Source organism: Microbacterium paludicola, assembly GCF_015235415.1.
Lineage (GTDB): Bacteria > Actinomycetota > Actinomycetes > Actinomycetales > Microbacteriaceae > Microbacterium > Microbacterium paludicola.
Genome location: NZ_JADGLL010000001.1, coordinates 80,061 through 105,090, shown reverse-complemented (window position 1 = coordinate 105,090; position 25,030 = coordinate 80,061). Strand labels below are relative to the sequence as shown.

General features: G+C 71.4%; 28 protein-coding genes. 10 read left to right on the top strand and 18 right to left on the bottom strand.

All coding sequences use genetic code 11. The features are described 5' to 3' along the window. Positions 1-121 precede the first annotated feature (121 nt). Positions 122-1,171, top strand: a complete 1,050-nt coding sequence (locus IR155_RS00525; RefSeq protein ID WP_135112088.1) for an AI-2E family transporter — start codon at positions 122-124, stop codon at positions 1,169-1,171. Positions 1,172-1,381: 210 nt separating this feature from the next. Here the strand turns inward: IR155_RS00525 and IR155_RS00520 are convergent, their stop codons facing one another. From IR155_RS00520 to rpsB, 9 genes are all read right to left on the bottom strand, one after another. Next, positions 1,382-2,086: an alpha/beta hydrolase gene (locus IR155_RS00520; RefSeq protein WP_135112086.1), complete on the bottom strand. Its 705-nt coding sequence runs from the start codon at positions 2,084-2,086 to the stop codon at positions 1,382-1,384. A 19-nt stretch (positions 2,087-2,105) separates the two neighbouring features. Next, positions 2,106-2,390: a hypothetical protein gene (locus tag IR155_RS00515; protein WP_135112084.1), complete on the bottom strand. Its 285-nt coding sequence runs from the start codon at positions 2,388-2,390 to the stop codon at positions 2,106-2,108. A gap of 10 nt (positions 2,391-2,400) precedes the next feature. Further along, the gene (locus IR155_RS15830; RefSeq protein WP_233441045.1) at positions 2,401-3,225 is read right to left on the bottom strand and encodes an aggregation-promoting factor C-terminal-like domain-containing protein; all 825 of its coding nucleotides are present in this window, start codon (positions 3,223-3,225) and stop codon (positions 2,401-2,403) included. A 70-nt stretch (positions 3,226-3,295) separates the two neighbouring features. Continuing rightward, positions 3,296-3,847, bottom strand: a complete 552-nt coding sequence (locus IR155_RS00505; RefSeq protein WP_135112082.1) for a DivIVA domain-containing protein — start codon at positions 3,845-3,847, stop codon at positions 3,296-3,298. After that, the gene (locus IR155_RS00500; protein WP_135112080.1) at positions 3,844-4,956 is read right to left on the bottom strand and encodes a phosphatidate cytidylyltransferase; all 1,113 of its coding nucleotides are present in this window, start codon (positions 4,954-4,956) and stop codon (positions 3,844-3,846) included. Before IR155_RS00500 ends, IR155_RS00505 begins: the two co-directional genes overlap by 4 nt. Before the next feature lie 3 nt (positions 4,957-4,959). Beyond that, positions 4,960-5,514 carry a ribosome recycling factor gene (gene frr / locus IR155_RS00495; protein ID WP_135112078.1) on the bottom strand — a complete coding sequence of 185 codons (555 nt, stop codon included), beginning with the start codon at positions 5,512-5,514 and terminating at the stop codon, positions 4,960-4,962. A 78-nt stretch (positions 5,515-5,592) separates the two neighbouring features. After that, complete coding sequence (gene pyrH, locus IR155_RS00490) at positions 5,593-6,312, bottom strand: UMP kinase (protein WP_135112076.1); 720 nt, start codon at positions 6,310-6,312, stop codon at positions 5,593-5,595. A 133-nt stretch (positions 6,313-6,445) separates the two neighbouring features. Beyond that, on the bottom strand, positions 6,446-7,273 hold the full coding sequence (gene tsf / locus IR155_RS00485; RefSeq protein ID WP_135112074.1) for a translation elongation factor Ts: 828 nt from the start codon (positions 7,271-7,273) through the stop codon (positions 6,446-6,448). Between the two features lie 48 nt (positions 7,274-7,321). Further along, complete coding sequence (gene rpsB, locus IR155_RS00480; RefSeq protein WP_135112072.1) at positions 7,322-8,206, bottom strand: 30S ribosomal protein S2; 885 nt, start codon at positions 8,204-8,206, stop codon at positions 7,322-7,324. Between the two features lie 367 nt (positions 8,207-8,573). Between rpsB and IR155_RS00475 the strand changes: the two genes are divergently transcribed. Then, complete coding sequence (locus IR155_RS00475) at positions 8,574-9,095, top strand: murein hydrolase activator EnvC family protein (protein WP_228066451.1); 522 nt, start codon at positions 8,574-8,576, stop codon at positions 9,093-9,095. A 3-nt stretch (positions 9,096-9,098) separates the two neighbouring features. On the opposite strand, the gene IR155_RS00470 is transcribed toward IR155_RS00475, so the two are convergent. Genes IR155_RS00470 through IR155_RS00455 form a run of 4 tightly spaced genes read right to left on the bottom strand, consistent with a single transcriptional unit; the run spans position 9,099 to position 13,133 of the window. Further along, positions 9,099-10,001, bottom strand: coding sequence for a tyrosine recombinase XerC (locus IR155_RS00470; protein ID WP_135112070.1), 903 nt, complete (start codon positions 9,999-10,001; stop codon positions 9,099-9,101). A 59-nt stretch (positions 10,002-10,060) separates the two neighbouring features. After that, the gene (gene dprA / locus IR155_RS00465; protein ID WP_228066450.1) at positions 10,061-11,254 is read right to left on the bottom strand and encodes a DNA-processing protein DprA; all 1,194 of its coding nucleotides are present in this window, start codon (positions 11,252-11,254) and stop codon (positions 10,061-10,063) included. Further along, a complete protein-coding gene (locus tag IR155_RS00460) occupies positions 11,254-12,774 on the bottom strand; it encodes a YifB family Mg chelatase-like AAA ATPase (protein WP_135112068.1) in 1,521 nt (506 codons plus the stop codon). The genes dprA and IR155_RS00460 overlap by 1 nt, the downstream gene beginning before the upstream one ends. Further along, the gene (locus IR155_RS00455) at positions 12,771-13,133 is read right to left on the bottom strand and encodes a YraN family protein (protein ID WP_135112066.1); all 363 of its coding nucleotides are present in this window, start codon (positions 13,131-13,133) and stop codon (positions 12,771-12,773) included. Before IR155_RS00455 ends, IR155_RS00460 begins: the two co-directional genes overlap by 4 nt. 129 nt (positions 13,134-13,262) lie before the next feature. Here IR155_RS00455 and IR155_RS00450 point away from each other — a divergent pair, with 129 nt between their 5' ends. Both IR155_RS00450 and IR155_RS00445 read left to right on the top strand, forming a co-directional pair. Beyond that, positions 13,263-13,565, top strand: a complete 303-nt coding sequence (locus IR155_RS00450) for a putative quinol monooxygenase (RefSeq protein ID WP_135112064.1) — start codon at positions 13,263-13,265, stop codon at positions 13,563-13,565. A gap of 59 nt (positions 13,566-13,624) precedes the next feature. Beyond that, complete coding sequence (locus tag IR155_RS00445) at positions 13,625-13,951, top strand: DUF2469 domain-containing protein (RefSeq protein ID WP_135112062.1); 327 nt, start codon at positions 13,625-13,627, stop codon at positions 13,949-13,951. Positions 13,952-14,089: 138 nt separating this feature from the next. Here IR155_RS00445 and IR155_RS00440 read toward each other — a convergent pair whose 3' ends face one another. The 4 genes from IR155_RS00440 to IR155_RS00425 all read right to left on the bottom strand — a co-directional run bounded on the left by IR155_RS00440 (position 14,090) and on the right by IR155_RS00425 (position 16,701). Beyond that, positions 14,090-14,749, bottom strand: coding sequence for a ribonuclease HII (locus IR155_RS00440; RefSeq protein WP_135112060.1), 660 nt, complete (start codon positions 14,747-14,749; stop codon positions 14,090-14,092). Next, entirely contained in the window at positions 14,749-15,435 is a 687-nt protein-coding gene (gene lepB, locus IR155_RS00435) for a signal peptidase I (RefSeq protein ID WP_228066478.1), read from the bottom strand. Before lepB ends, IR155_RS00440 begins: the two co-directional genes overlap by 1 nt. Positions 15,436-15,721: 286 nt before the next feature. After that, on the bottom strand, positions 15,722-16,066 hold the full coding sequence (gene rplS / locus IR155_RS00430; RefSeq protein WP_135112056.1) for a 50S ribosomal protein L19: 345 nt from the start codon (positions 16,064-16,066) through the stop codon (positions 15,722-15,724). Positions 16,067-16,272: 206 nt separating this feature from the next. Then, complete coding sequence (locus IR155_RS00425; protein ID WP_135112055.1) at positions 16,273-16,701, bottom strand: MFS transporter permease; 429 nt, start codon at positions 16,699-16,701, stop codon at positions 16,273-16,275. A gap of 108 nt (positions 16,702-16,809) precedes the next feature. Between IR155_RS00425 and map the strand changes: the two genes are divergently transcribed. The 6 genes from map to IR155_RS00395 all read left to right on the top strand — a co-directional run bounded on the left by map (position 16,810) and on the right by IR155_RS00395 (position 23,880). After that, complete coding sequence (gene map, locus IR155_RS00420; protein ID WP_135112053.1) at positions 16,810-17,583, top strand: type I methionyl aminopeptidase; 774 nt, start codon at positions 16,810-16,812, stop codon at positions 17,581-17,583. Positions 17,584-17,723: 140 nt separating this feature from the next. Further along, on the top strand, positions 17,724-20,300 hold the full coding sequence (nirB, locus tag IR155_RS00415; protein ID WP_194210263.1) for a nitrite reductase large subunit NirB: 2,577 nt from the start codon (positions 17,724-17,726) through the stop codon (positions 20,298-20,300). Then, on the top strand, positions 20,297-20,761 hold the full coding sequence (locus tag IR155_RS00410) for a nitrite reductase (NAD(P)H) small subunit (protein ID WP_135112051.1): 465 nt from the start codon (positions 20,297-20,299) through the stop codon (positions 20,759-20,761). The genes nirB and IR155_RS00410 overlap by 4 nt, the downstream gene beginning before the upstream one ends. Beyond that, positions 20,758-21,990: a uroporphyrinogen-III C-methyltransferase gene (gene cobA, locus IR155_RS00405; protein WP_135112049.1), complete on the top strand. Its 1,233-nt coding sequence runs from the start codon at positions 20,758-20,760 to the stop codon at positions 21,988-21,990. The genes IR155_RS00410 and cobA overlap by 4 nt, the downstream gene beginning before the upstream one ends. A gap of 61 nt (positions 21,991-22,051) precedes the next feature. Beyond that, positions 22,052-23,212 (top strand): uroporphyrinogen-III synthase, encoded by a 1,161-nt coding sequence (locus IR155_RS00400; protein ID WP_409366526.1) that lies wholly within the window; start codon positions 22,052-22,054, stop codon positions 23,210-23,212. After that, complete coding sequence (locus tag IR155_RS00395; RefSeq protein ID WP_135112047.1) at positions 23,209-23,880, top strand: sirohydrochlorin chelatase; 672 nt, start codon at positions 23,209-23,211, stop codon at positions 23,878-23,880. The genes IR155_RS00400 and IR155_RS00395 overlap by 4 nt, the downstream gene beginning before the upstream one ends. Before the next feature lie 35 nt (positions 23,881-23,915). Here the strand turns inward: IR155_RS00395 and moaA are convergent, their stop codons facing one another. Then, entirely contained in the window at positions 23,916-24,980 is a 1,065-nt protein-coding gene (gene moaA / locus IR155_RS00390) for a GTP 3',8-cyclase MoaA (RefSeq protein ID WP_135112044.1), read from the bottom strand. Between the last annotated feature and the right edge of the window lie 50 nt (positions 24,981-25,030).

Sequence of the window (25,030 nt, the reverse complement as noted above, 5' to 3'; positions counted from 1 at the left end):
CCAGACTAGCGAAGCGTCCTGAAAACCGCCCAGGAGCAGGTCGCGCGCGGAACCGGTCGCCCGAGCCCCATATCCTGACCTCACGACACTGTCCGCAGAGGACGATCCCGGAGGAGACTGCGTGAAGATCCACAACCCGTTCCGGGTCGCATTGGTGGCAACCCTCGGCGTCGGTCTCGGCATCATGCTGCTGCAGAGCCTGCAGACCCTCTCGACGATCCTCCTCTACGTCGGAACGGCGCTGTTCATCGCGCTGGGCCTCGACCCGGTCGTCTCGTGGCTCGAGCGTCGTCGGCTGCCTCGCTGGGCCGCCGTGCTGATCACGCTCATCGCCGTGCTGGGGCTCTTCGCAGGCATCGTGCTCATCATCCTGCCCGTGCTCGCGGGCCAGATCGGCGAGCTGATCAACGCGGTGAGTGCGATCATCCAGCGCGGCACCTGGCAGCAGGACCTCCAAGCGTGGCTGCTCCTGTACTTCCAGGAGGACGTCATCACGCAGGTGTTCACCACGGTCCAGGACTGGCTCGTCGGCAACATCGACACCATCAGCGAGAGCCTCGTCGGCGTCACGTTCGGCGTGGTCAACGGCCTGTTCGGCGCCTTCATCATCCTGATCCTGACGATCTACTTCACGGCGTCGACGCCGTCGCTGAAGCGCTCGATCTATCAGCTCGCGCCCGCGTCGAAGCGCCCGACGTTCGTCTCGCTCGGCGACCAGATCACCGATTCGGTCGGCTACTACGTCATGGGGCAGGTGAGCCTCGCGCTCATCAACGGCGTCCTGAGCCTGATCTTCCTGAACATCATCCGCGCGCCGTTCCCCGCGGTCCTGGCGGTCGTCGCGTTCCTCGGGTCGATGATCCCGCTCGTCGGAACGCTCACGGGTTCGACGATCATCGCGCTCACGTGCCTGATCCCGGGGCTCGGCTCCCCCACCACGGCGATCATCGCCGCCATCTACTACCTCGTGTACATGCAGATCGAGGCGTACGTGCTGTCGCCGCGCATCATGAGCCGCGCCGTGTCGGTGCCAGGCGGAGTGGTCGTGGTCTCCGCCCTCGCGGGTGGCGCGCTGCTCGGCCTGCTGGGCGCGCTCATCGCGATCCCCGTCGCGGCGAGCATCCTGATCATCTACCGCCAGGTGGTCATCCCGCGCATGAACGAGCGCTAGCAGTACCTCCTCACGCCCGTCCCGGCGTGCGAGCGAAGCGAGCGTGCGGGCGTTCGTACGCCCGCCACCTCACGCCTCCAATGGAGCGTCAGCGACAGTGCGAGGACGCGAGGGCGCGGCGGAGCCGTGCTCGAAGCGGCCGAGGGGCGTGAGCAATCAAGAATCCGCGAAGCGGGTCCCCGAGTGCGTGGGACGCGCGAGCGAAGCGAGCTAATAGGACATCGGCAGCGGCAGCGCGTCGGGATTGACCGCGCCCACGATCTCGCTGAGCACGCGATACGTCTGCTTCTCGCCGACCCAGAGGTGCTTGCCCTCGGCGACATCGATCAGCCGGATGTGCGGGATGAGCGAGAAGCGCTCGGCGGCCTCGGCGGGGCGCAGGTAGTCGTCGAAATCCGGGATCAGCGCGACGAGCGGTCGCGGATCCCCCTCCCACGCGCGGAGCTCATCATCCGTCGTGCGGTGAAGCGGAGGCGACAGCAGGATCGTCCCTCGGACGTTGTGCTGCCGCCCGTACTTCAGGGCCAGCTCGGTGCCGAACGACCAGCCGAGGAGCCAGGGGTCGGGCAGACCGCGCTCCGCGACGAACGCCATGGCGGCGGCGACATCGGCCTCCTCCGCGACGCCCTCGCCGAACTGTCCGTCGCTCGTGCCGCGTGGCGACGTCGTGCCGCGCGTGTTGAACCGCAGCACGGCGAGGTCCGCAAGGGCGGGCAGGCGCGCGGCGGCCTTGCGGATGATGTGCGAGTCCATGAAGCCGCCGTGCGTCGGCAGCGGATGCAGCGTGACGAGCGTCGCGACGGGTTCCCTGTCGGCCGGCAGCGAGAGCTCACCGACGAGGCTGAGGCCGTCGCTTGTGTGAAGCTCGATGTCTTCGCGCCGTGCCGGCAGCAGCGTGGCTCCGCGGATCTCCATGTGTCTCCCTCCGCGGCCCTCAGTCCGTCTTCCAGCAGTGGGTGTGCCAGTGGCGCCGCGCCGCGAGATCGGCGGCCGGGCCCATGACGCCGTCTTCCCGCCACACGACGACATGCGCGACACCGATCTCGATGGAACGGCTGCACCCGGGGCACGTGTAGCTCTTCTCGGTGCGGGCGCCGGAGACCGGCTGCACCGAGTACTCGCGGCCGCGCCGGGTCTCGGTGCGCCGCCATCCCGCGATCAGGCGGTCGAGCGAGTCGTCGTCGCGGTCATCCCGGCGACGACGGTGCGAGCGTGGCATTGCGCGCGGCCTACCACCAGTGGTTGGAGGTCCAGAAGGCGTACGCGTTGGCCCAGCTGCCGTAGCGGCCGACCGCGTAGCCGTTGGCCCACGTCAGGTTCGCGACGGGGTCGTAGCCGCCGCCGGGCACCTTGCTGCACGGGAGCGCCTGGACGAGACCGCAGGCTCCCGACGACGCGTTCGTCGCATTCGGGTTCCAGCCGCTCTCGCGCGAGACGATGTAGTCGACGTAGCCCCAGTCGCCCTGGGCGATGCCGGCAGCGGCCATCCACTGCTCCTTCGAGCCGCCGCCCGTGTAGAACGGCACCTGGACAGCGGCCGCGGGGGCCCCGCCGCCGGAGGCTGCGGCGACGGTGGGCTGCTCGGCGGCCTTCGCGGCCTCCTCGGCGGCCTTGTCCACGAGCGCGATGACCTCGTCGCGCGTGGCGCCCTCGGGCACCGAGATGTCCTTGCTCTCGGCGTACGCGACCCACTCGTCGACAGGCGCCTTCGGGTGCGGTGCGCCATCGGCCTGAGGCGCGAGCTCGACCTCGTACGAGCCGTACTGCACGCTGCCGGCGGGCGTCAGATTCGCCGCGGCGACGTAGACCTGCGCGTCGGCCTGCGCCGTGTCGTAGCTGGACGTCGCGACGCCCTCGGCAAGCGCGGCCGTCGTGGGCACAAGATACGCGGCGAGGAAGCCGAACGCGGCGACACCCGCGAAGACGCTGAGCACCCCGCGGCGACGGCTGAGGCGCGTCTGCGCGGGGGCGGCGGTACGGGCCGTCAGCGCGCGCGCATCACGGCGCGTGATCTGGGTTGCCGTCCGGGTTCGGGTCTCGTAGGCGGAAGTCACAGTTCCCCGAGTCTAACCCGGGCCTTCCGGGGAATCCACCGCGAATGTGATCAGTTCGTGACAAATGCGCTCAGCGCACCGCGAGCATCACGTCGACCACCGCGTCGAGCAGCGCGTCGACCTGCTCCTCCCGGTAGCCGCCGCGCACCAGCCGGAAGGCGGCCGCACGCACCTGCTCGACCGTCACCGGCTCCCCCGCCTCGAAATAGCGGGTCAGCCGATCCGCGACGAGATCCACCTCGTCGGGCGCGTAGCCGTACGAGAGCCAGGACACGCGGTCGAAGCGCCGGCCCTTGGGACGGCTCATCCGGTCGAGGATGACCTGCGCCTCCGCGCGCGCCCGCTCGACCCAGACCTCGGCGCCGCCCGAGGCGATCGCGCGCTCACGCTCACGCGCCGCGAAGGCGTCCTCGATCCGGCCCAGCGCCGCGTCGACCGCGGCGATCTGGTAGCCGCCGCGGCGCAGAGGGAACGCCACCTCGCGGACCGCGCGCGCGTCGATGGCGGATGCGCCCTGCTCGAACGTGCCGCGCGCCTTCGCCAGGAACTCGTCGACCGCCTCGCGGTCGTACCCCTTCTCGCGACCCTGCGCCAGCGGGAACGGCTGCGTCGCGCCGCTCACGGGGTGACCCCCGACGCGCCCAGCGGCGCCAGCAGGTGGTGCAGGATGAGCGCCGCCGTCACCGACGGCAGGATGCTGTCGAGACGGTCAAGCACTCCCCCGTGCCCAGGAAGCCACGAGCTCATGTCCTTGATCCCCAAATCGCGCTTGACCATCGACTCGCTGAGGTCCCCAGCGGTCGCGGTGCCCATGACGACGGCACCGAAGATGAGGCCGCTCCACCAGGGCAGCCCGAGCATGAAGTGCGCGAGCAGGGCGCCCGCGACGAGCGAGGCGAGGACCGCGCCGGCGAAGCCCTCCCACGTCTTGTTCGGGCTGATCCGAGGCGCCATCGGCGTGCGGCCGAAGGCGAGACCCGCAGCGTACGCCCCCGTGTCCGCGACGACCACCACCGCGATGAACGCCAGGACCCACCACTCGCCGCCGGGCTCACGCAGCAGCACAAGCGCGAGGCTTGCAAGGAACGGCACGTACAGCGTCACGAACGCGCCGACGGCGACGTCGGCGAGCACATCCGCGTACACCCGGCCGTCCTGCGCGGCCATCTGCGCCATCAGGCGCCAGACGATCACGAGCGCGATGGACGCGAACAGCATCGACCAGTGAAGCCACAGGTCACCGGCGTAGCCCGAGACCAGCAGCAGCGCCACGGCGGCGAGCTGCGGCACCAGGTCGATGCGACGGCCGCCCGCCTGCAGCGCGCGGGAGAGCTCGAAGACGCTGAGCACGGCGGCCGCCGCCGCGAAGATCGTGAACGTCCACTTGACGAAGACCAGCGACGACACCGTGATCACGCCGATCGCGAGGCCGATCGCGATCGCCACGAGCAGATCGCGGCCGGTGCGCGCCTTGATGCGCTCGTTCGCCTCGTCGAACTGGTCGCGGGCGTGCGCCGCGTGCATCTCGAACTCGCTGCGGGCGGCGCGGATGCGCGCCTGCAGCTCGGCCGCGTGATCCACGCGCGACGCCGCGGGAAGGCTCTCGTGCTTCACCTCGGGCGGCGCGCTGACGGGCGGCGTCACGAGGCTCGGCTGCTCCGCGCCGTGCGGCGCGGCGGGACGGCGCGATGCGTCGGCCGCCGCCCCCTCTGCCTCCGGAACGTCGCTCATGGATCAGACCTCGAGAAGCTCTGCCTCTTTGTGCTTGAGGGCCTCGTCGATCTTCTCGACGTGCGCCTTCGTGATGGCGTCGAGCTCCTTCTCGCCGCGGGCGATGTCGTCCTCGCCGATCTCGTCCTTCAGCGCGTCGAGGTCGTCCTTGATCTGACGGCGGATGCCGCGGATGCGCACCTTCGCGTCCTCGCCCTTGGTGCGCACGAGCTTCACGAACTCCTTGCGGCGCTCCGAGGTCAGCTCGGGCATGGTGATGCGGATCAGGTTGCCGTCGTTGGTCGGGTTCGCCCCGAGGTTCGGCATCTCGCGGATCGCGTCCTCGATCGCCTTCAGCGCCGACTTGTCGTACGGCGTCACGAGCAGCGTGCGCGCCTCCGGGTTGGCGAGCGCCGCGAGCTGCTGCAGCGGCGTGGGCGTGCCGTAGTAGTCGACGAGGACCTTCTGGAACAGCTGGGGGTTGGCGCGACCGGTGCGGACAGTGGAGAAGTCCTCCTTCGCCGCCTCGACGGCTCGATCCATGCGGGAAGTGGCTTCGGCCAGGACGTCCGCGATCACGGTGACTCCATTCGTCGGGGTGGTACTTGAAGAGTTTAGTGTGCGCGCTGGGCGCGCTCTGGGAGCGGCGGGCCCGCCTCAGGCCGTGACCAGCGTGCCGATCTCGGCGCCGAGGAGGGCCTGCGTGACGTTGCCCGACGGCTCCATGCCGAACACGCGCATGTCGATCCGGTTGTCCATGCAGAGGCTGAACGCGGTCGAGTCGACGACCTTCAGGCCCTGGACGAGCGCGTCGGCGTAGCTCACGGTGTCGAGCTTCGTGGCCGTCGGGTCGGTGCGCGGGTCGGCCGTGTAGACGCCGTCGACGCCGTTCTTCGCGACGAGAACCTCGTCCGCGCCGATCTCCAGCGCGCGCTGAGCGGCGACGGTGTCAGTCGAGAAGTATGGAAGCCCGGCGCCGGCGCCGAAGATCACAACGCGGCCCTTCTCCATGTGGCGCTGCGCGCGACGCGGGATGTACGGCTCGGCGACCTGCGTCATGGCGATTGCCGACTGCACACGGGTGGCGGCCCCTGCCTGCTCGAGGAAGTCCTGCAGGGCGAGCGCATTCATCACCGTGCCCAGCATTCCCATGTAGTCGGCGCGTCCGCGGTCCATCCCGCGCTGGCTCAGCTCGGCACCGCGGAAGAAGTTGCCGCCGCCGACGACGATGGCGATCTCCACGCGATCGGTCGCCTCGGCGATCTCACGGGCGATCTGGCTGACGACATCCGGGTTCACACCCAGCTGCCCGCCCCCGAAGGCCTCGCCGGAGAGCTTGAGCAGGACGCGGCGGCGCCCGGTCTTCTCATCGATCACGTGTGTGTTCCTCTCGTCGCGTTCCTACGCTACCGGTGGCGGTGGTCTCCGCAGGGAGCGCGCAGCGAGTTCGCCGCCGCGCGCGGAAAGGGGGCCCGGATCCGGGATGGATCCGAGCCCCCTCGAGACGCTGCTACGCGCCGACCTTGAAGCGGACGAAGCCGGTGATCGTGATGCCGGCGGCCTCGGCCACCTGCTTCACGGACTGCTTGTCGTCCTTGGCGTACGCCTGGTCGAGCAGGGCGACCTGCTTGAAGTAGGCGTTGATGCGACCCTCGACGATCTTCGGAAGGGCAGCCTCGGGCTTGCCCTCCTGGCGCGTGAGCTCGGTCACGACCGCACGCTCCTTCTCGACCTCGGCCTCGGGGACCTCGTCGCGCGTCAGGTACGACGGGTTCGCGAACGAGATGTGCTGCGCGATGCTGCGAGCCGTCTCGGCGTCGCCGCCCGTGTACGCGACCGCCACGCCGACCTGCGGAGGCAGGTCCTTGCTGGTCTTGTGGAGGTAGACCTGGAAGGCGTCGCCGGACAGCGTGCGCACGCGGCGCAGCTCGACCTTCTCGCCGATGATGGCTGCCTCGTCCGAGATCAGCTGCTCGACCGTCTTGTCGCCCGCGGCGGCGGCAAGCGCGGCCTCGGCCGAGTCGGCGGCGACGGCGGCGGCCGCGTCGGCCACCTTGTCGGCCAGCGCGATGAAACGGTCGTTCTTGGCGACGAAGTCGGTCTCGCAGGCGAGCTCGATCAGCGTGACCTTGCCGTCGACCTCGCGCGCGGCGACGAGGCCCTCGCTCGTGGAGCGGTCGGCACGCTTCGCGTTGCCCTTCGCACCCTTGAGACGGAGGATCTCGGTGGCCTTCTCGACGTCGCCGTCGGCCTCCTCGAGCGCCTTCTTGGTGTCGACCATGCCCGTGCCGAGCTGCTCGCGCAGCGCCTTGATGTCGGCGATGGTGAAGTTGGCCATTTGTTGCTGGCTCCTCAGGTTCGGTGGATCCGGTCGGATCCGGACGACTTACTTCTCGGTGGTCTCGGCGGCGGGAGCCTCGGCCTCGGCGGCCGGCTCCTCGGCGACCTCGGCCTCAGCGGCCGGGGTCTCCTCCGCGGCGGGCGCCTTGGTCGCCTCGGCGGCGGGCGCCTCGGTCTCGGCCGGGGTCTCGAGGAGCTCGCGCTCCCACTCGGCCAGCGGCTCGGCGTCACCCTCGGGGTTGTGCTTCTGCTGCAGGCCCTCGGCGGCGGCGTCGGCGATGATGCGCGTCAGCAGGCCCACCGAGCGGATGGCGTCGTCGTTACCCGGGATCGGGTACTGCAGGTCGTCGGGGTCGACGTTCGTGTCGAGGATGCCGATGACCGGGATGCCCAGCTTCTTCGCCTCGTCGATCGCGAGGTGCTCGCGCTTGGCGTCGACGACCCACAGGGCCGAGGGCGTGCGCGTGAGGTTGCGGATGCCGCCGAGCGACTTGTGGAGCTTGTCCAGCTCGCGCTTCTTGAGCAGCAGCTCCTTCTTGGTGAAGCCGGTGCCGGCCGGGTCGTTGAAGTCGAGCTCCTCGAGCTCCTTCATGCGCGCGAGGCGCTTCGACACGGTCTGGAAGTTGGTCAGCAGACCACCGAGCCAGCGCTCGTTCACGTAGGGCTGGCCGACGCGGGTCGCCTGCTCGGCGAGCACCTCCTGCGCCTGCTTCTTCGTGCCGACGAACAGCACGGTGCCGCCACGGGCGACGGTCTCCTTGACGAAGTCGTACGCCTTGTCGATGTACGTCAGCGACTGCTGGAGGTCGATGATGTGGATGCCGCTGCGCTCCGTGAGGATGAAGCGCTTGACCTTCGGGTTCCACCGACGGGTCTGGTGTCCGAAGTGCACGCCGCTGTCGAGCAGCTGGCGGATGGTGACCACAGCCATGGTCTTCTCCTTGATTCTGGGCGCGTGCGGACCTTGTCCGGCACATGCCGATTGCGGTTTTGATCTGCCGGTCGGTCGACCGGCGAGCCTGGTGCCCGGCACACACCCGCCCTCACGAAGAGGGACCGATGGGAGTGGATGCCACGACGTTCATCCGGAGATGCGTTGTCGCTGTGGGCACGCGGAGTCATCCCGATACACGGGATGCGACCTCAAGTGTATCAGGGCGGGACCCCGCGGACGCGCCGTGGCCGGCCGCGTTCACCGGTCGTTCGCGGTGTCGTCCACAGCGGCGGATCCTGCCGTTCGCGCCGGTCCCGCTGTGGACACCTCGGCCCCGCAGTGACGAGTGCCGGACGCTGTAGGCATGACCGGTCAGGTGAAGCGGATCGCGGCGGCGATGGCGCTGGCTGTGACCCTGCTCGCCGTACCCGCCGCGGCCGCGGCCGCGCCGGATCCGGAGTCGCGCATCGAGACGGCCGAGGTCTGGATCTGGCCCGTGCCGGGCGGCGTGCGCGTCGTCGAGCCCTATGCCGCTCCCGCCCATGCTTACGGGCCCGGTCACCGCGGGATCGACGTCGCGGCGGCGGTCGGATCGGACGCGCTCGCGCCCGCCTCCGGGACCGTGGCGTTCTCGGGCACGGTCGTCGACCGTCCGCTCCTCACGATCGACCACGGCGGCGGGCTCGTCACGACGCTCGAGCCGGTCAGCTCGGACCTCTCCCCCGGCGACACCGTCGCGCGCGGCGACGTGGTCGGCACCGTGGCGACGGGCGGCCATTCGGCGCCGGGCTCCCTTCATTTCGGCGTGCGTCTCGACGGGGAGTACATCAACCCGCTCCTGCTGCTCGGCGGCATCCCCCGGGCCGTGCTGCTTCCCTGCTGCTAGCGCTCAGGCGCGCGGGTGGGCGAGCTTGTACGCGGCGGCGAGCCGCTCGGACGAGACGTGCGTGTAGATCTGCGTCGTGCCGAGGCTCGCGTGGCCGAGCAGCTCCTGCACCGCGCGCAGGTCTGCGCCGCCGTCCAGCAGGTGCGTCGCCGCGGAGTGGCGCAGCGTGTGCGGACCGACCGCGCTCGAGCCGAGTGCGGGGCCGACCTCGCGCGTGACGACGTCGTACACCGCGCGGGGGCCGACCCGTCCGCCCCGCACCCCGAGGAACAGCGCGGGGCCGGATGCCGTCGCACGCGCCGCGAGGACGGGACGCGCGCGGGTGAGGTAGGCGGCGATCGCGCGGGTGGCGGGAGCGCCGAATGGAACGACCCGCTCTTTCGATCCCTTGCCGAGCACGCGGACGGTGCCACGGTCGAGATCCACGTCATCGACGTCCAGCCCGGCCAGCTCGGAGACCCGGATGCCGGCGCCGTACAGCAGCTCGAGCAGCGCGTGATCCCGCAGCACGAGCGGCTCGCCGTCCCGCGCCTGCAGCTCCAGGCGCTCGAGCACGCCGCGGAGCGCGTCGGCCGTCGCGACGTGCGGAAGGGTCCGCCCGCGCTTTGGTGCGACGAGGCGCAGGCTGGGGTCGACCGCGACGAGCCCTTCCTCGTGCGCCCAGCGGAAGAAGGCCCGGGCGGCGGAGGTCCGGCGCGCCAGTGTCGACCGGGCATCGCCTCGTCGCGTCGCCTGCCATTGCCACCCGCGCAGGTGCTCGAGGTCGACTTCGCGGACGTCGATGTCGCCGGTCACCTCGACAAGGCCGTGCAGGTCGTTCCGGTATGCCCGCACGGTCGCGGACGAGAGCCGACGCACCTTCTCGAGGTGCGCCGCGAACGCCTCGGTCGCGCGGGTCAGCAGCATGACTCAAGCTTCCCGCGTCGGGGACACCCGGCCGCGCCGACCCGCCGCGCCGACTGCCGTCAGCGATGGAGGCGCCAGCCGTCGAGGGACGATTCGATGCGGCCGTCGAGTTCGAGGAGACCGAGCTCCGCCTGCACCTCGGCGAGGGACATGCCGGAGCGGCGGGCGATGTCGTCGAGCGTGCGCCACGCGCGCACGGCGAGAGCGTCCAGCACCCGGATCGCCTCGGGGCGCGGGCGGTCGGCGCCGGTGCGGTCGTCGCCGACGCCCCACTCGCCGACGAGTTCGAGGACATCCGATGCGCGCGTGATGCACGTCGCGTCGAACTCGCGCAGCAGCCGATGGCATCCCTCCGATGTCGCGCTCGTCACGGGGCCGGGCACGGCGCCGAGCGGGCGCCCGAGCGCGGCCGCGTGGCCCGCGGTGTTCAGCGAGCCGCTGCGCCAGCCGGCCTCGACCACGACGGTGGCGGCGCTCACCGCGGCGATGAGGCGGTTGCGCATGAGAAAGCGCCACTTCGTCGGCGTGCCGCCCGGAGGCACTTCCGCGATGACAGCGCCGCCATCCGCGATACGGGCGAACAGGTGCGCGTGGGCCGCCGGATACACGCGATCTGCGCCACCCGCCACGAAGGCGACCGTCGTGCCCTGAACGCCCAGGGCCGCCCGGTGGGCGGCGCCGTCCACACCGTACGCGCCGCCGGACACGATGCCGACGCCCTGTTCCGCCAGCTCGCCCGCCAGGGTCGCGGACACGTGCTCGCCGTATGGGGTGGCCGCCCGCGCACCGACGAGGGCGGCGGAGCGGTCGAGCCCGCCGAGTGCCGCAGGCTCGCCGCGCACCCACAGCGCCAGCGGTGCGTGCTCGGCGAGATCCTCGAATCGCTCCGGCCACAGCGGGCCCTCGGGCGTGAGCACGGCGAGCCCCGCCTTCACGGCCACGACGGCGAGCGACTCGAACATGCGCGCATCGAGTCGCGGTTGCCAGCGCCGCAGCGAGGTGGTCAGTTCCTGCGGCGTCACGCCCGGGATCTCGGGGGTCGGCACTCCGGTCGCGAGGTCCTCGACGAGGCGCAGCGCCGCGACCGGACCGCATTCGGCCACCAGCCGACCGCTCACGCTGTCGCCCGGCTCCGCCAGCGCACTCCAGGCGAGGCGGGCCGTCAGCAGCTCAGGGTCGCCGAGCGGGGAGGCCACGCGTTCCACGGCTCTTCGCAGACCGGGGTCCGACATCACGCTCATCGGAGTCGTCATCAGGAGACACCTTTCTTCAGGAACAGGGCCTGCCCCACGTCGACGGCCGAGGGCTCGTCGCGCCCGCCGAGGTCGGCAAGAGTCCAGGCGAGCCGCAGGATCCGGTCGTAGCCGCGGAGCGTGATGGCGCCCCGCTGCAGCGCGGCCTCCAACGTCCGACGTGTTTCGGGCCGGATCGCCCGAGGCCCCTGCCGCAGCCAGGCACCCGGCACCTCGGCGTTGACGCGCCAGGGTGTGCCCTGCAGCCGCGCTGCCGCGCGGTCGCGCGCCGCCTTCACGCGCGTCCGCGCCTGCGCGGTGCTCACGACCGGCGCATCGTCGGGACGCGTCGATGACACCCGCTGCAGTCGCAGGTCGATGTCGATGCGGTCGAGCAGCGGACCGGACAGCTTGGCGAGGTAGCGCCGCACCACGCTGGGGGCGCACGTGCAGGTGCCGCCCCGCACTCCGTATTCGCCGCAGGGGCAGGGGTTGGTCGCGAGCAGCAGCTGGAACCGCGCGGGGAACTCGGCGCGGAAGCCCGCGCGGTGGATCTCGATCCGGCCCTGCTCGAGGGGTTGACGCAGCGCATCGAGCACGCCGGCGGGCGCCTCTGCGGCCTCGTCGACGAAGAGCACTCCCCTGCTCGCCCTGGCGATGGCGCCCGGTCGCGCGGTGCGCGATCCGCCGCCCACCAGTGCGGCGATGGATGCCGAGTGGTGCGGCGCCTCGAACGGCGGCGTCCGGTCCAGGGCGGCGATCCGCTCGCCGGCGAGAGATCGCAGCGAGGCGACCTCGAGCGCCGCCTCGTCGTCGAGCGGCGGCAGGATGCCCGGAAGGCGCCGCGCGAGCATCGTCTTGCCCGCGCCCGGCGGACCGGACATCAGCAGGTGGTGGCCGCCGGCCGCCGCGGCGATGAGCGCCTCCACGGCCGCGGGCTGCCCGACGATCTCCGCGAGATCGAGCGGCTCCGCACGCCGGACCGCGATGGCGTCACCGGGCACCGGCTCGAGGTCGGGCACCTCGACGTCGGCGCCGTGCCAGCGTGCGACCTGGGCGAGCGAGACGGCCCCCAGCACCTCGATGCCGGGAACCAGTTCGGCCTCGGCGAGGTTCGCGTGGGGCACGACGAACCGCTCGAAGCCGCGACCGGCCGCCGCGTGAACGGCGGGAAGCACGCCGGGAACCGGACGCAGCCGGCCATCCAGGCCGAGCTCTCCGATGTGGACGGTGCGGGCGAGCGACTCCGGCAGCACGAAGCCGTCAATAGCGAGGGAGGCGACGGCGATCGCGACGTCGAAACCGGTTCCCTGCTTCGGAAGCCCCGCCGGCGAGAGGTTCACGGTCACGCGGCGGTCGGGCAGTCGCATGTCGCTGTTCTCGCACGCGTTCATCACGCGGCGCTGTGCCTCCCCCAGTGCCTTGTCGCCGAGGCCGATGATCTTGAACTCGGGCGTCTGCGCGGTGATGTCGGCCTCGACTTCGACGAGTTCTCCCCGCAGGCCGGTCAGCGCCACGGCCCAGGTGCGCGAGACCCTCACCGCAGGCCCTCGAGGTGCTCGAGCGTGCCGTTGCGCGGATCGCGGCCGAGGATCGCGATGGCGTCCACGCCGATGCGCCGGCGCCGCGCGACATCAGGGTGCGACGCGGCCCAGGCCAGCGCGAGCCGCCACATCCTGCTCAGCTTGCGATCATCGATGGCGCTGAACGGATGGCCGTAGCCGATGCCGCTGCGCGTCTTCACCTCGACCGCCACGATCCGCTCGCCGCGGGCGGCGACGATGTCGATCTCGCCGTCGGCGCAGCGCCAGTTGCGGGCGAGGATCTCGTAGCCGCGGTCGCTCAGGTACGCGGCCGCGCGGTCCTCGCCGGCTCTGCCGAGCTCATCCTTGCGTGCCATGCACCGAGCGTCGTGGCCACGATGGCCGCGCGAGCGCTGTCTGGCCCCGATCTCGAACAAGGTCCGCGCGATCCGGACTTGTGGACGACTCTCCGAGCCGGTGTCCGCGGTCCGCGCTAGCCTCCGGCCATGACCTTCGCGAACGTCGGACACCTGGGAACCGCGCACGGCCGACGTGACGAGCTCGTCGCGATCCTGACAAGGCGCAGCGACCGGCTCGCCGAGGCCGGCTGCCTGCTGTATGAGGTCGGCGTCTCCGACGACAAGCCCGACGCCGTGTTCGTCGTCGAGCTGTGGGAGAGCGCCGAGGCCCATCGCGCCTCGCTGACTCTTCCGGAGGTGCAGGCATCCATCGCGGCCGCCCGGCCGCTGCTGTCCGGAGACTTCGGCGGCTTCCGGTTCGACGTGGTCGGGTCGCCCCTGCGTGACTGACGCCCGGGTCCCTGGGGACGAGAGGCGGGGCCCCGCGACGGACATAGGATGGAGTCACCATGGATGACGAGGTCTTCGACGATTACGACCGCGAACTCGAGCTGGCGCTGTATCGCGAGTACCGCGACGTCGTCTCGCAGTTCCAATACGTGATCGAGACGGAGCGGCGCTTCTACCTCGCCAACGACGTCAGCGTCGTTCGTCACGACACCGAGCACGACTTCTACTTCGAGCTCACGATGACGGACGTCTGGGTGTGGGACATCTACCGCGCCGACCGGTTCGTGAAGTCCGTGCGCGTGCTCACGTTCAAGGACGTGAACATCGAGGAGCTCTCGCGCCGCGACTTCCAGCTTCCCGACGAGCTGTCGCTCGACGGCAAGTGACGCGCGGCGGCCGCTGCTCGAGGGACTCGTCGCCGCGAGGACGTCACCTCGTTTCGACTCGGTCGCTGGCGCTCCCTCGCTCAACGACCGGAGGAGAGCTGTCGCTCGACGGCAAGTGACGCGGCTCGGCGACCGACGCTAGAACAGGGTCGGCGCGTCAGCGATCGCCCAGGAGCGGCGATGGTGAACGCTGAGCCCGTGCTCGCGGATCGCCGCGCGATGGGTCGGGCTCGCGTAGCCCTTGTTGCTGTGCCACTCGTACGCCGGGTGATCGTCGTGCAGCGTCACCATGCGCGCATCGCGCGCGACCTTCGCGATCACCGATGCCGCCGAGGCCGACGCGCAGTCGCGGTCGGCCTTGACGACCGGCCTCACCGTCAGGCGGGATGCCGCGACCGGGTTGATGTAGTCGTGGTTGCCGTCGAGCAGCACGATGCCGGTCGCCGGCGCATAGCCGAGCTCCTCGAGCGCGGCGAGGGCGCGCACCGCCGCGAGCCCGAGGGCGCGGATGATGCCGATCTCGTCGATCTCCTCCGACTCGGCCCAGCCGACGGCGCTCGCCAGCACCCAGCCGGCGGCGCGCTCGGCGACCTCGGCGCGGCGGGGTTCGGGAACGAGCTTCGAGTCGCGAAGGCCCATGGGCACGCGACGGCGCGCGGATGCCGCGTCGACCACCGATGCTCCGACGGCTACGGGACCCGCCAGCGCGCCGCGCCCCACCTCGTCGCACGCGAACACCAGCGGCGTCTCGCGCAGCAGCCGGCGCTCGAGCGAGAGGGTGGGGACGGCGACGGCCATCAGCCCTCGCCCTCCTCGATCCGGGGGACGCCCGAGAACACCTCGTGGTGGCCGTCGATCCCGCCGAAGCGGTCGAAGGGCCACGTCCGCAGGAAGACCTTGCCGACAACGTGGTCGAGCGGCACAAATCCGTTGCCGGGCTGCTCGCGGTTGTAGCGCGAGTCCTTCGAGCTGTCGCGGTTGTCGCCCATCACCCAGAGCGAGCCCTCCGGCACGGTGACGTCGAACTCGATGTTCGAGGCCTGCCGGTCGCCCGCGGGCAGCTTCAGGTAGCCGAGCTCGTCGACGGGCACGTCGTTCACCGACACCTGGCCGAGGGCGTTGCAGCACACGACGTGGTCGCCGGGCATGCCGATGATCCGCTTGACGAGGTGGTCATCCGAATCCGAGGCCGACAGGCCCACAAGGCTCAGCACCCATTCGACGCCGGCGGCGATGGGCGTGCGCTCGGTCTCCGGAACGGGGTCGAGCCAGCCACCGGGATCGCGGAAGACCACCACGTCGCCGCGCGAGTACCCCGTCCAGTTCGGCGTCAGCTCGTCGACCAGGATGCGGTCGTCGATGATCAGCGTGTCCTCCATCGAGGCGGACGGGATGAAGAACGACCGCACGACGAAGGTCTTCACGAGGAAGGACACGAGCACGGCGATGACCACGATCACCACGACGTCGCGGAGGAATCCCATCCATCCGCGGCTCCTGCGCTGCTCCGCGGCCGTCTGCTCGGCCTGGCGCCGGTCGCGACGGTAGAGGGGTGCCGCGGACGCGGTGGGATCGGTGCTCATGGGTTCCTTCGACAGCTCGCGCGCCGGTCCCGGTGCGCTCGATCCAGCGTCGCATATCCGCGCGGGACGGGCGCACGGCGTGCCGACGTTCGGGACGATCCGCAGGCGTTCCCGAGGTGCGTTGCCAGGAAACGACGAAGCCCCGCGACCACGTGGTCGCGGGGCTTCGTTCGAAGAGGCGCTGGGCTCAGCCGCGCTTCTCCTTGATCTTCGCCTTCTTGCCGCGCAGGTTGCGCAGGTAGTACAGCTTGGCGCGGCGGACGTCACCGCGGGTCACGACCTCGATGTGGTCGATGACCGGCGAGTGCACCGGGAAGGTGCGCTCCACGCCGACCTGGAAGCTGATCTTGCGGACCGTGAAGGTCTCGCGCACGCCGTCGCCCTGGCGGGCGATGACGACGCCCTGGAACACCTGGATACGCGAGCGGTTGCCCTCGATGATGTTCACGTGCACCTTGACGGTGTCACCGGGGGCGAAGGCGGGGATGTCGGAGCGCAGCGAGGCGGCGTCGACGGCATCGAGGATGTGCATGTCGGATCACTTCCTGCGGCCGCCACAGGTCGGCCGCGTTTGAGTCAAGGATTGGTCTGCGTGTGCTGTGAGGTCTGACGACCCTCGGCTCCCCTGGGGCAGAGCGGCGAAACGGGCGCAGCAACAGCTGCACCGGTCACGGCACAAGGATCCATTATGGCACGCGCGGAAGCCGCGGCCAAACCAGTGAGCCCGGGGCCCCGGGGTCAGAGCGATCCGCGCTCGTTCACGATGATCACGCCGGTCGCGGGTGCGGTCCGCGTGAGGGCCGCCTCGCGGCGCAGCTGCCAGAGCTGGAGCCACAGCAGGCCGAGCACGGCGACGATCGCGAGGGCGAGGGTCAGCCCGAACCACGTCGGGTTGAACAGGCCGACGGCGATCGTCAGGATGTGCCACACCCCGAACCCCGCGACGTCGAGCCAGGACACCGCGCCGGTGCGGCGCACCGACGGCCGCGCGCGGTTCAGCAGCGTCAGGGCGATCTGGGCGAAGAACACGGAGGGCAGCGCGATGAACAGCACCCAGAGGAACGCCCATCCGCCGGCGCCCGAGATCCCCCAGCCGACGAGCACCCACAGGGGCAGCACGAAGGCGGCGGGCCAGAGCCAGCGGGAGAAGATGCGTCGAAGCGCCATACCGCGATGGTACGGCGCCGGCCCGTCGTCACCGCTGCGTGCAGGTCGCCCCATAGGGAAGACACAGCCGCCTATCGGCGAGAATGGTTCTCGAGCGAGAGGACTCTCATGATCGAACTGCGCACCCCGGCCGAGATCGAGCAGATGCGGCCCGTCGGCCGGTTCGTCGCGGAGACCCTCGCGACGCTGCGCGAGGACACCAAGGTCGGCACGAACCTGCTGGCCATCGACCGTCGCGCGCACGACATGATCCGCAAGGCCGGCGCCGAGTCGTGCTACATCGACTACCACCCGTCCTTCGGCGCCAGCCCGTTCGGCAAGGTGATCTGCACCTCGGTGAACGACGCCGTCCTGCATGGGCTCCCCCACGACTACGACCTGCGCGACGGCGATCTCGTGACGCTTGACTTCGCGGTCTCCCTGAACGGCTGGGTGGCCGACTCGGCGGTGTCCTTCGTGGTCGGCACGCCGCGCGACGAGGACCTCGCGCTGATCGACACGACCGAGCGCGCGCTCGCGGCGGCGATCGAGGCGGCGACCGTGGGCAACCGCACGGGCGACATCTCCGCGGCCATCGCGGCGGTCGCCCACGCCGAGGGGCTCAGCATCAACACCGATTTCGGCGGTCACGGCGTCGGCCGCGAGATGCACGGCGACCCGCACATCGCCAACAATGGGCGTCCGGGGCGCGGATTCCCGCTGAAGCCGGGCCTCGTGGTCGCCATCGAGCCGTGGTTCCTGCAGACCACCGACGAGCTCGTCACGGACCCGGATGGCTGGACGCTGCGCAGCGCCGACGGCTCGCGCGGTGCGCACTCCGAGCACACCATCGCGATCACGGCCGACGGCCCGATCGTCCTGACCGACCGCACCGGCCTCTGACCGACGACCTCACACCGGCCCCGTGCCGGTCGTGAGGGAATCGTTCGATCGGGGTAATCGAACGCCGCGCCGCCGCGAAACACGCCGTTCCTACCGTGGGAATCCATCACCACCCGTGATCCCCCACCGGCAGGAGCGAGATGACCGCCTCGACTGATTCACCCCGTCGCATCGTCGTCGTGGGCGCCGGCATGGTGGCGCACCGCTTCGTCGAGAGCCTGCTGAGCCGGGCCGGCGACGTCGACATCACGGTGCTCGGCGAGGAGGGCCGCCGGCCGTACGACCGCGTCGGGCTCACCGCGTTCTTCTCCGGCTCCTCCCCCGACGACCTCACACTCGAGCCGGCACCGCTGCAGGATGAGCGCGTCTCGTTCGTCGGGGGCGACCCGGTCATCCGGATCGACCGCGGGGCCCGAACTGTCACGACGCGCTCGCGCAACGTCATCCCGTACGACACGCTCGTGCTCGCCACGGGGTCGTATGCGGCGCGTCCCGGGGTGGATGGCGCCGACCTGCCCGGCACGTTCGTCTACCGCACGCTGGATGACGTCGCCGGGCTGCGCGAGTTCGTGTCGGCCCGTTCCGCGCAGCTCGGGCGCCCGCTCGTCGGCACCGTGATCGGCGGCGGCCTGCTGGGCCTCGAGGCCGCGGGAGCGCTACAGGGGCTCGGCGTCGACGCGACCGTCGTGCAGTCGTCCGACCGGCTGATGTCGGCCCAGCTCGACCTCGCCGGAGGCAGCACCCTGCGCCGGCTCATCGAGGCGAAGGGCATCGCCGTGCGCACCGAGAGCCGCACGACGCGCCTGGATCAGGATCGGTCGGGCCACGTCACCGGGCTGGAGTTCCGCGACGGCTCGTACGCCCGCACCGACGTCGTGGTGTTCACGGTCGGCGTGCGGCCCCGCGACGAGATCGGCCGCGAGGCGGGTCTCGCGATCGGTCCGTACGGCGGCGTCGAGATCGACGCGGCCTGCGCGACCAGCGACCCGCACATCCTGGCGATCGGCGAGGTCGCCGCCTACGAGGGCCGCACGGTCGGTCTCGTCGCGCCGGGCTACGCGATGGCCGAGGTGGCCGCCGATCGTCTGGTGGGCGGTGCCGCCGCGTTCCCCGGGTACGACGACTCGACGAAGCTGAAGCTCTCCGGCGTCGACGTCGCGAGCTTCGGCGACGCGTTCGCCACGACGCCCGGCGCGCTCGACGTCGTCTACGCGGATCCGGTGTCCGGGGTCTACAAGAAGCTCGTGCTGTCGGATGACGCGAAGACGCTGCTCGGCGGCATCCTGGTCGGCGACGCCTCCGCCTACGGCTCGCTGCGTCCGCTCGTCGGAAGCGCCCTCGGCGCCGACCCTGCCGCGTACCTGATGCCCGCCGATGGCGTCGAGGCGCCCACGGGAGACCTGCCGGACGAGGCGATCGTCTGCTCCTGCTCCTCCGTCACGGCGGGCCGGATCCGCGGCGCGGTCCACGAGGACGGCTGCGCCGACGCCACCGCGGTCAAGGCGTGCACGAAGGCCGGGGCGACCTGCGGCTCGTGCTTCACCATGGTGAAGAAGATCGTCGGCAAGGAGCTGACGAAGCTCGGGCAGACGGTCAGCAACGCGATGTGCGAGCACTTCGACATGTCGCGCCGGCAGCTGTTCGACGCCATCCGCGTGTCGGAGCTCACGACCTTCAGCGCGATCATCGAGCGCTTCGGCCACGGCCGCGGCTGCGACATCTGCAAGCCGGCGATCGCGAGCATCCTGTCTGGCCTGGTCGGATCCCACGTGCTCGAGGGCGAGAACGCCACGCTGCAGGACACGAACGACCACGTCATGGCCAACCTGCAGAAGGACGGCTCGTACTCGGTCGTGCCGCGCATGCCCGGCGGCGAGGTCACGCCGGAGGGGCTGATCGCCGTCGGCCAGATCGCGAAGGACTTCGGCCTCTACACGAAGATCACGGGCGGACAGCGCGTCGACATGTTCGGCGCGCGGCTCGAGCAGCTGCCGCTCATCTGGCAGCGCCTGGTGGATGCCGGCTTCGAGTCGGGACACGCGTACGGCAAGTCGCTGCGCACGGTGAAGTCGTGCGTGGGCTCGACGTGGTGCCGGTACGGCGTGCTCGACTCGGTCGGCATGGCCGTGAAGCTCGAACTGCGCTACCGCGGCCTGCGCGCCCCGCACAAGTTCAAGCTCGGCGTCTCGGGCTGCGCGCGCGAGTGCGCCGAGGCCCGCGGCAAGGACGTCGGCGTCGTCGCCACCGAGAACGGCTGGAACATGTACGTCGGCGGCAACGGCGGGTTCACACCCCGCCACGCACAGCTGCTGGCCGAGGGGCTCGACGACGACGCGCTCATCACCGCGATCGACCGGTTCTTCATGTACTACATCCGCACGGCCGACCGCCTGCAGCGCACGGCCCCGTGGTTCGAGGAGCTCGAGGGCGGCATCGAAGAGCTGCGCCGCGTGATCTTCGAAGACAGCCTCGGGATCTGCGCCGACCTGGACACCCAGATGGCGCGCCACGTCGAGGACTACGAGGACGAGTGGGCGGCGACGCTGCGCGACCCGGAGAAGCTCAAGCGCTTCGCGTCGTTCGTGAACGCCCCCGACACCCCGGATCCGTCGCTCGCCTACGTCGCCGAGCGCGGCCAGGTGCGACCCGCGTTCCCCGAGGAGCGCGAGAGCGGCGCCGTCCTGATCGCCGGAACGACCCTGGAGGTGCGCCGATGACCATCGCCGAGCAGACTGCGCCCGCCGCGGAGACCACGGCGGCGCCGCGCGGATGGGTGCGCGTGTGCCGCGTCACCGACCTGGAGGTGGAGCGCGGCCGCGCTGCCCTGCTGGGCCGCGACACGCAGATCGCGCTGTTCCTGCTCGCGGACGGCACGGTGCGCGCCGTGTCGAATTATGACCCCTACGGGCACGCGAACGTCCTGTCTCGTGGCATCGTCGGGACGAAATCACTTGGTAACACGCCACAGCCGTCAGGAAACACGGCGCTGTCAGACTCTGGCAACGAAGAGTCGCGCGAGGAAGTGCCCACGATCGCCTCACCCCTGCACAAGCAGGCGTGGGACCTCCGCACCGGAATGGTGGTGGAGACCCAGGGCAAGGATCCGCTCGACATCCCCGTCTGGCCGGTCGCGGTTCGCGACGGCGATGTGCTCGTCAAATGGGAGGAGAGGCGATGACGACGATGCTCGGCGTTTCGCTCGCCGGCCGCGATGTGCTCTTCGTCGGCGGCGGGTCCGTGGCCGCGCGCCGGATCCCGCGCCTGATCGAAGAGGGCGCCGTCATCCGGATCGTCGCTCCCGCTCTGGGCGCGGAGACGACGGAGCTCGTCGAGCAGCACGGTCTCACCTGGATCGCCCGGTCGGTGCGGGAGGAGGACGTCTCCGCGGCCTGGCTCGTGCACACTGCCACCGGTGATCCGCGCATCGACGCGGACGTCGCCGCGTGGTGCGAGAGCGCCCGCACCTTCTGCGTGAACGCGTCCGACGGCGCCCACGGTTCCGCGCGACTGACGGCCGAGACGCGTTCGGGCGACGTCGTCGTCGCCGTGTCGTCCGACGCGGGCGTCGACCCCCGGCGCGCGGCACGAGTCCGCAACGCCATCGCCGCCCTGCTCGATCGCGGCGCCCTCCCCGTCCGCCGCGTCAGGGAGTCGGCCCGCGGGCGCGTCGCCCTCGTCGGCGGCGGCCCCGGCCCCGTCGACCTGATGACCGTGCGGGCCCGGCGACTGATCGCGGAGGCGGATGTCGTCATCGCCGACCGGCTCGGTCCGGTCGACGTCCTCGCCGAGCTGGATCCCGACGTCGAGGTCGTCGACGTCGGCAAGCGCCCCGGCCACCACCCGGTGCCCCAGCACGAGATCAACGCGCTCATCGTCGCCCATGCCCAGGCCGGCCGCCGTGTCGTGCGGCTGAAGGGCGGCGATCCGTTCGTCTTCGGCCGCGGCGGCGAGGAGGTCACCGCGTGCCTCGAGGCCGGCGTGCCCGTCGAGGTCGTGCCGGGCCCCACGTCGGCCGTGTCCGTGCCGCAGGCCGCGGGCATCCCGGTCACGCACCGCGGCGTGTCCGGCGCGATGCACATGGTCAACGGCCAGGGAGATCTCACCCCCGCCACGCTCGCCGCGCTCGCGGACGACGCGGTGACGACCGTGGTGCTGATGGGCGTCGCAGGCCTCGCACGGATCGTCGACGCGGCGCTGGACGCGGGCGCGCCCGCATCCCGTCCCGTCGCCATCGTCGAGAGCGGTCATACGCCGCAGCAGCGGACGACGCACACGACGCTCGCCACGGCCGTCGCCGATGCCCGGTCGGTCGGCATCCGCAACCCCGCCGTCATCGTGATCGGCGAGGTGGCCCGCCTCGACCTGCTCCTGCCCGTCCCCGCGGCCGAAGCCGCCGCCGCGGGCTGATCCTGTCCGCCCGCCGCCGTCGCGATCCGCGCCCGCCTTCTCCGACCTCCCCCTGGAAGACGTGACCCCCGTGCCGGACCTCATCCCCGACTCCAGCGCGGCGCCGCGCCTGCTCTCGACCGCCCTGGCCGGTTGCTCGGTGCTCATCGCCGTGGATCGGCGCTCGAGCGAGCTGACGGCGGCCCTCGAGCGGCACGGCGCGACGGTCCAGCAGGCCGCGGCCCTCACGATCGAATCCCACATCGACGACCCGAGCCTGATCTCGCGGACCCGGGAGCTCATCGCCGATCCGCCGGACATCGTCGTCGCGACGACGGGCGTCGGATTCCGCGGCTGGGTCGAGGCGGCGGATGAGGCAGGGCTCGCCGAAGACCTGGAGGTCGCGTTCCGCGGCGCGCAGATCGTCGCCCGCGGGCCGAAGGCGCGCGGCGCGATCCAGCAGGCGGGCTTCACGGCCGACTGGGTCGCCGAATCCGAGACGGCCGCGGAGCTCGGCCAGTACCTCGTCGCCGAGGGTGTGTCCGGCAAGCGGATCGCCGTGCAGCATCACGGCTCGGGTGCGGACGGGCTCGACGAGCTGTTCACCGGACACGGTGCCGAGGTCGTGAGCCTCACGGTGTACCGCTGGGGCCCTCCCCCGGACCCGGCCGTCGTGCGCCGGTCGGTGCTCGCCGCCGCGCGCGGGGATTACGACGCCGTGCTGTTCACCTCCGCACCGGGCGCCGCCGAATGGCTCGCCGAGGCGCGGCGCGCCGACGCGCTCGACGCGATCCGGCTGCGCGCCCGGAAGCGGCGGCTGCTGATGACCGCCGTCGGCCCCATCACCGCAGAGCCCCTGATCGAGGCGGACATCGAGACGCTGATCGCGGAGCGGGGGCGGCTCGGATCGCTCGTGCGCGCGGTCGTGATGCACTTCGGCGGCGGCCACGCGCCCCACCACGTGACGCCCGCCGGCAGGTTCGAGCTGCGCAGCGGCGGCGCGGTGCTCGACGGTCGCTACATCCCGCTGTCGCCGACCGGCGTCGACGTTGTCGCGGCGCTGTTCGAGGCGGGAGGCGGCGTCGTCTCCCGCGCCGATCTGCAGCGCGTGCTGCCGCGATCGGGCCAGAGCCCGCACGCCGTGGAGATGGCCGTCGCGCGGCTGCGCGAGGCGCTCGGCGCCCCCGACGTGATCAAGACCGTCGTGAAGCGCGGCTACCGGCTGAACGTGGAGGATCAATGACGCTCATCGCCTGCTCGCACGGGACCCGGTTCCAGGAGGGGCGCGACGCGATCCACGCGCTCATCGCGCAGGTGCAGCAGCTTCTCCCCGAGACGCCGATCGCCGAGGCCTTCGTGGATGTGCAGGAGCCGTCGATCGACGACGTCGTCGCCTCGGTCGACGGGCCGGCAGTGATCGTGCCTCTGCTGCTCTCCGCGGGGTTCCACACCGGCATCGACATCGCCCGCGCCGCCCGCACGCGCGAGGACGTGGTTGCCGCGGCGCCGCTCGGGCCGCATCCGCTGCTCGCCGAGACGCTCGTCGCGCGACTGGAGGAGGCCGGACTGCGCGCCGGAGACCACGTTGTGCTCGCTGCCGCGGGGTCGTCCCGTCCCGAGGCGGCCGTGCACGTCGAGCGGATGCGCGACCTGCTCGCCCCGCTGATCCCGAACCCGGTCACGGTCGGCTACGCGGCGGGGGCCGACCCGCGCATCGCCACGGCCGTCGCATCCGCGCGCGCCGCCGGCGCGGAGCGCGTCGTGGCGGCGAGCTACGTGCTCGCTCCCGGGTACTTCGCGAACGAGGTCGCCGCCGCCGGCGCGGATGTCGTGACCGCGCCCATCGGTCCGGATGAGCGGATCGCCCAGGTCATCGCCGAGCGGTACCGCGAGGGCCTCGACGCGCTTTGACGCCCCGCCCGACAGATCGGCCCGGATAGCGCCGATCAGCCGCCGATCGCGTTCATCCCGCGCGCCGGCTGCAGGAACGACGGATCGTCGATCGCGTGCCCCGGAAGCTTCCGGAGGATGCAGCCGCGCAGCATCGCGTCGAGGCGCGCGTCGAGATCATCCGCGTCGCTGCGCAGGATCGGCAGCAGGTCGAACTCGGTGGTGGAGAACAGGCAGTTGCGCAGCTGCCCGTCGGCGGTCAGGCGCAGCCGGTCGCAGTCCCCGCAGAAGGGCGCGGTGACCGACGCGATGACGCCCACCTTGTGCGGTCCGTCGTCGAGGATCCAGGTCTCGGCCGGCGCTCCCCCGCGCCCCGCCACCGGTGTGAGCCGCCAGCGCGCCGACAGCGCCTGCAGGATCTCCTCGCGGGTGACCATCCGCTCCCGCGACCAGGTGTGCCCGGCATCCAGCGGCATCTGCTCGATGAAGCGCAGCTGCGCGTCGTGCGCCACGGCGAACTCCACGAGCTCGACGAGCTCGTCGTCGTTCACGTCGCGCATGGCGACGGCGTTGAGCTTGAGGGGCGTGAGACCCGACTCCGCCGCGGCGGCGATCCCGTCGAGCACGTCGTCGAGCCGGTCGCGGCGGGTGAGGTCGCGGAAGCGGTCGCGGCGGAGCGTGTCGATCGAGATGTTGAGGCGCGACAGGCCCGCGTCGATCAGGTCGGGAAGGAACTCGCGCAGCCGGATCCCGTTGGTCGTCATCGCCACCTGGACGGGTCCGGCGGGGCCCTCGATCCGCGCGAGGCGCCTCACCACCTCGACGATGTCGTTGCGCAGCAGAGGTTCGCCGCCGGTGAGGCGGAACGTCGTGATCCCGGCGGCCGCGGCGACGCGTGCGATCCGCTCGATCTCCTCGAGGGACAGGATGCTCGTGCGCGCGAGCCACTCGTTCCCCTGCTCGGGCATGCAGTAGGTGCACCGCAGCGAGCAGCGATCCGTCAGCGAGATGCGCAGGTCGCGGTGAACACGGCCGAACGTGTCGACGAGCGGGCCACCCTGGCCCGCTGTGGGCGCGACGACGGGCGCGCGCAGGCCGATGGCGACCGGCACCGCGCTCACGAGACGCGCCCCTTCTTCATCTGCTCAGCCTACGGTCGTCCGCGGCCACC

What these genes read in the sequence shown, in the direction of transcription:
- IR155_RS00520 (WP_135112086.1), bottom strand. Translation starts at nt 2,086, where the DNA reads ATGGAGATCCGCGGAGCCACGCTGCTGCCGGCACGGCGCGAAGACATC.
- IR155_RS00515 (WP_135112084.1), bottom strand. Translation starts at nt 2,390, where the DNA reads ATGCCACGCTCGCACCGTCGTCGCCGGGATGACCGCGACGACGACTCG.
- IR155_RS00500 (WP_135112080.1), bottom strand. Translation starts at nt 4,956, where the DNA reads ATGAGCGACGTTCCGGAGGCAGAGGGGGCGGCGGCCGACGCATCGCGC.
- tsf (WP_135112074.1), bottom strand. Translation starts at nt 7,273, where the DNA reads ATGGCCAACTTCACCATCGCCGACATCAAGGCGCTGCGCGAGCAGCTC.
- rpsB (WP_135112072.1), bottom strand. Translation starts at nt 8,206, where the DNA reads ATGGCTGTGGTCACCATCCGCCAGCTGCTCGACAGCGGCGTGCACTTC.
- IR155_RS00475 (WP_228066451.1), top strand. Translation starts at nt 8,574, where the DNA reads ATGACCGGTCAGGTGAAGCGGATCGCGGCGGCGATGGCGCTGGCTGTG.
- IR155_RS00470 (WP_135112070.1), bottom strand. Translation starts at nt 10,001, where the DNA reads ATGCTGCTGACCCGCGCGACCGAGGCGTTCGCGGCGCACCTCGAGAAG.
- dprA (WP_228066450.1), bottom strand. Translation starts at nt 11,254, where the DNA reads ATGACGACTCCGATGAGCGTGATGTCGGACCCCGGTCTGCGAAGAGCC.
- IR155_RS00455 (WP_135112066.1), bottom strand. Translation starts at nt 13,133, where the DNA reads ATGGCACGCAAGGATGAGCTCGGCAGAGCCGGCGAGGACCGCGCGGCC.
- IR155_RS00450 (WP_135112064.1), top strand. Translation starts at nt 13,263, where the DNA reads ATGACCTTCGCGAACGTCGGACACCTGGGAACCGCGCACGGCCGACGT.
- IR155_RS00445 (WP_135112062.1), top strand. Translation starts at nt 13,625, where the DNA reads ATGGATGACGAGGTCTTCGACGATTACGACCGCGAACTCGAGCTGGCG.
- IR155_RS00440 (WP_135112060.1), bottom strand. Translation starts at nt 14,749, where the DNA reads ATGGCCGTCGCCGTCCCCACCCTCTCGCTCGAGCGCCGGCTGCTGCGC.
- lepB (WP_228066478.1), bottom strand. Translation starts at nt 15,435, where the DNA reads ATGGGATTCCTCCGCGACGTCGTGGTGATCGTGGTCATCGCCGTGCTC.
- rplS (WP_135112056.1), bottom strand. Translation starts at nt 16,066, where the DNA reads ATGCACATCCTCGATGCCGTCGACGCCGCCTCGCTGCGCTCCGACATC.
- IR155_RS00425 (WP_135112055.1), bottom strand. Translation starts at nt 16,701, where the DNA reads ATGGCGCTTCGACGCATCTTCTCCCGCTGGCTCTGGCCCGCCGCCTTC.
- map (WP_135112053.1), top strand. Translation starts at nt 16,810, where the DNA reads ATGATCGAACTGCGCACCCCGGCCGAGATCGAGCAGATGCGGCCCGTC.
- nirB (WP_194210263.1), top strand. Translation starts at nt 17,724, where the DNA reads ATGACCGCCTCGACTGATTCACCCCGTCGCATCGTCGTCGTGGGCGCC.
- IR155_RS00410 (WP_135112051.1), top strand. Translation starts at nt 20,297, where the DNA reads ATGACCATCGCCGAGCAGACTGCGCCCGCCGCGGAGACCACGGCGGCG.
- cobA (WP_135112049.1), top strand. Translation starts at nt 20,758, where the DNA reads ATGACGACGATGCTCGGCGTTTCGCTCGCCGGCCGCGATGTGCTCTTC.
- IR155_RS00395 (WP_135112047.1), top strand. Translation starts at nt 23,209, where the DNA reads ATGACGCTCATCGCCTGCTCGCACGGGACCCGGTTCCAGGAGGGGCGC.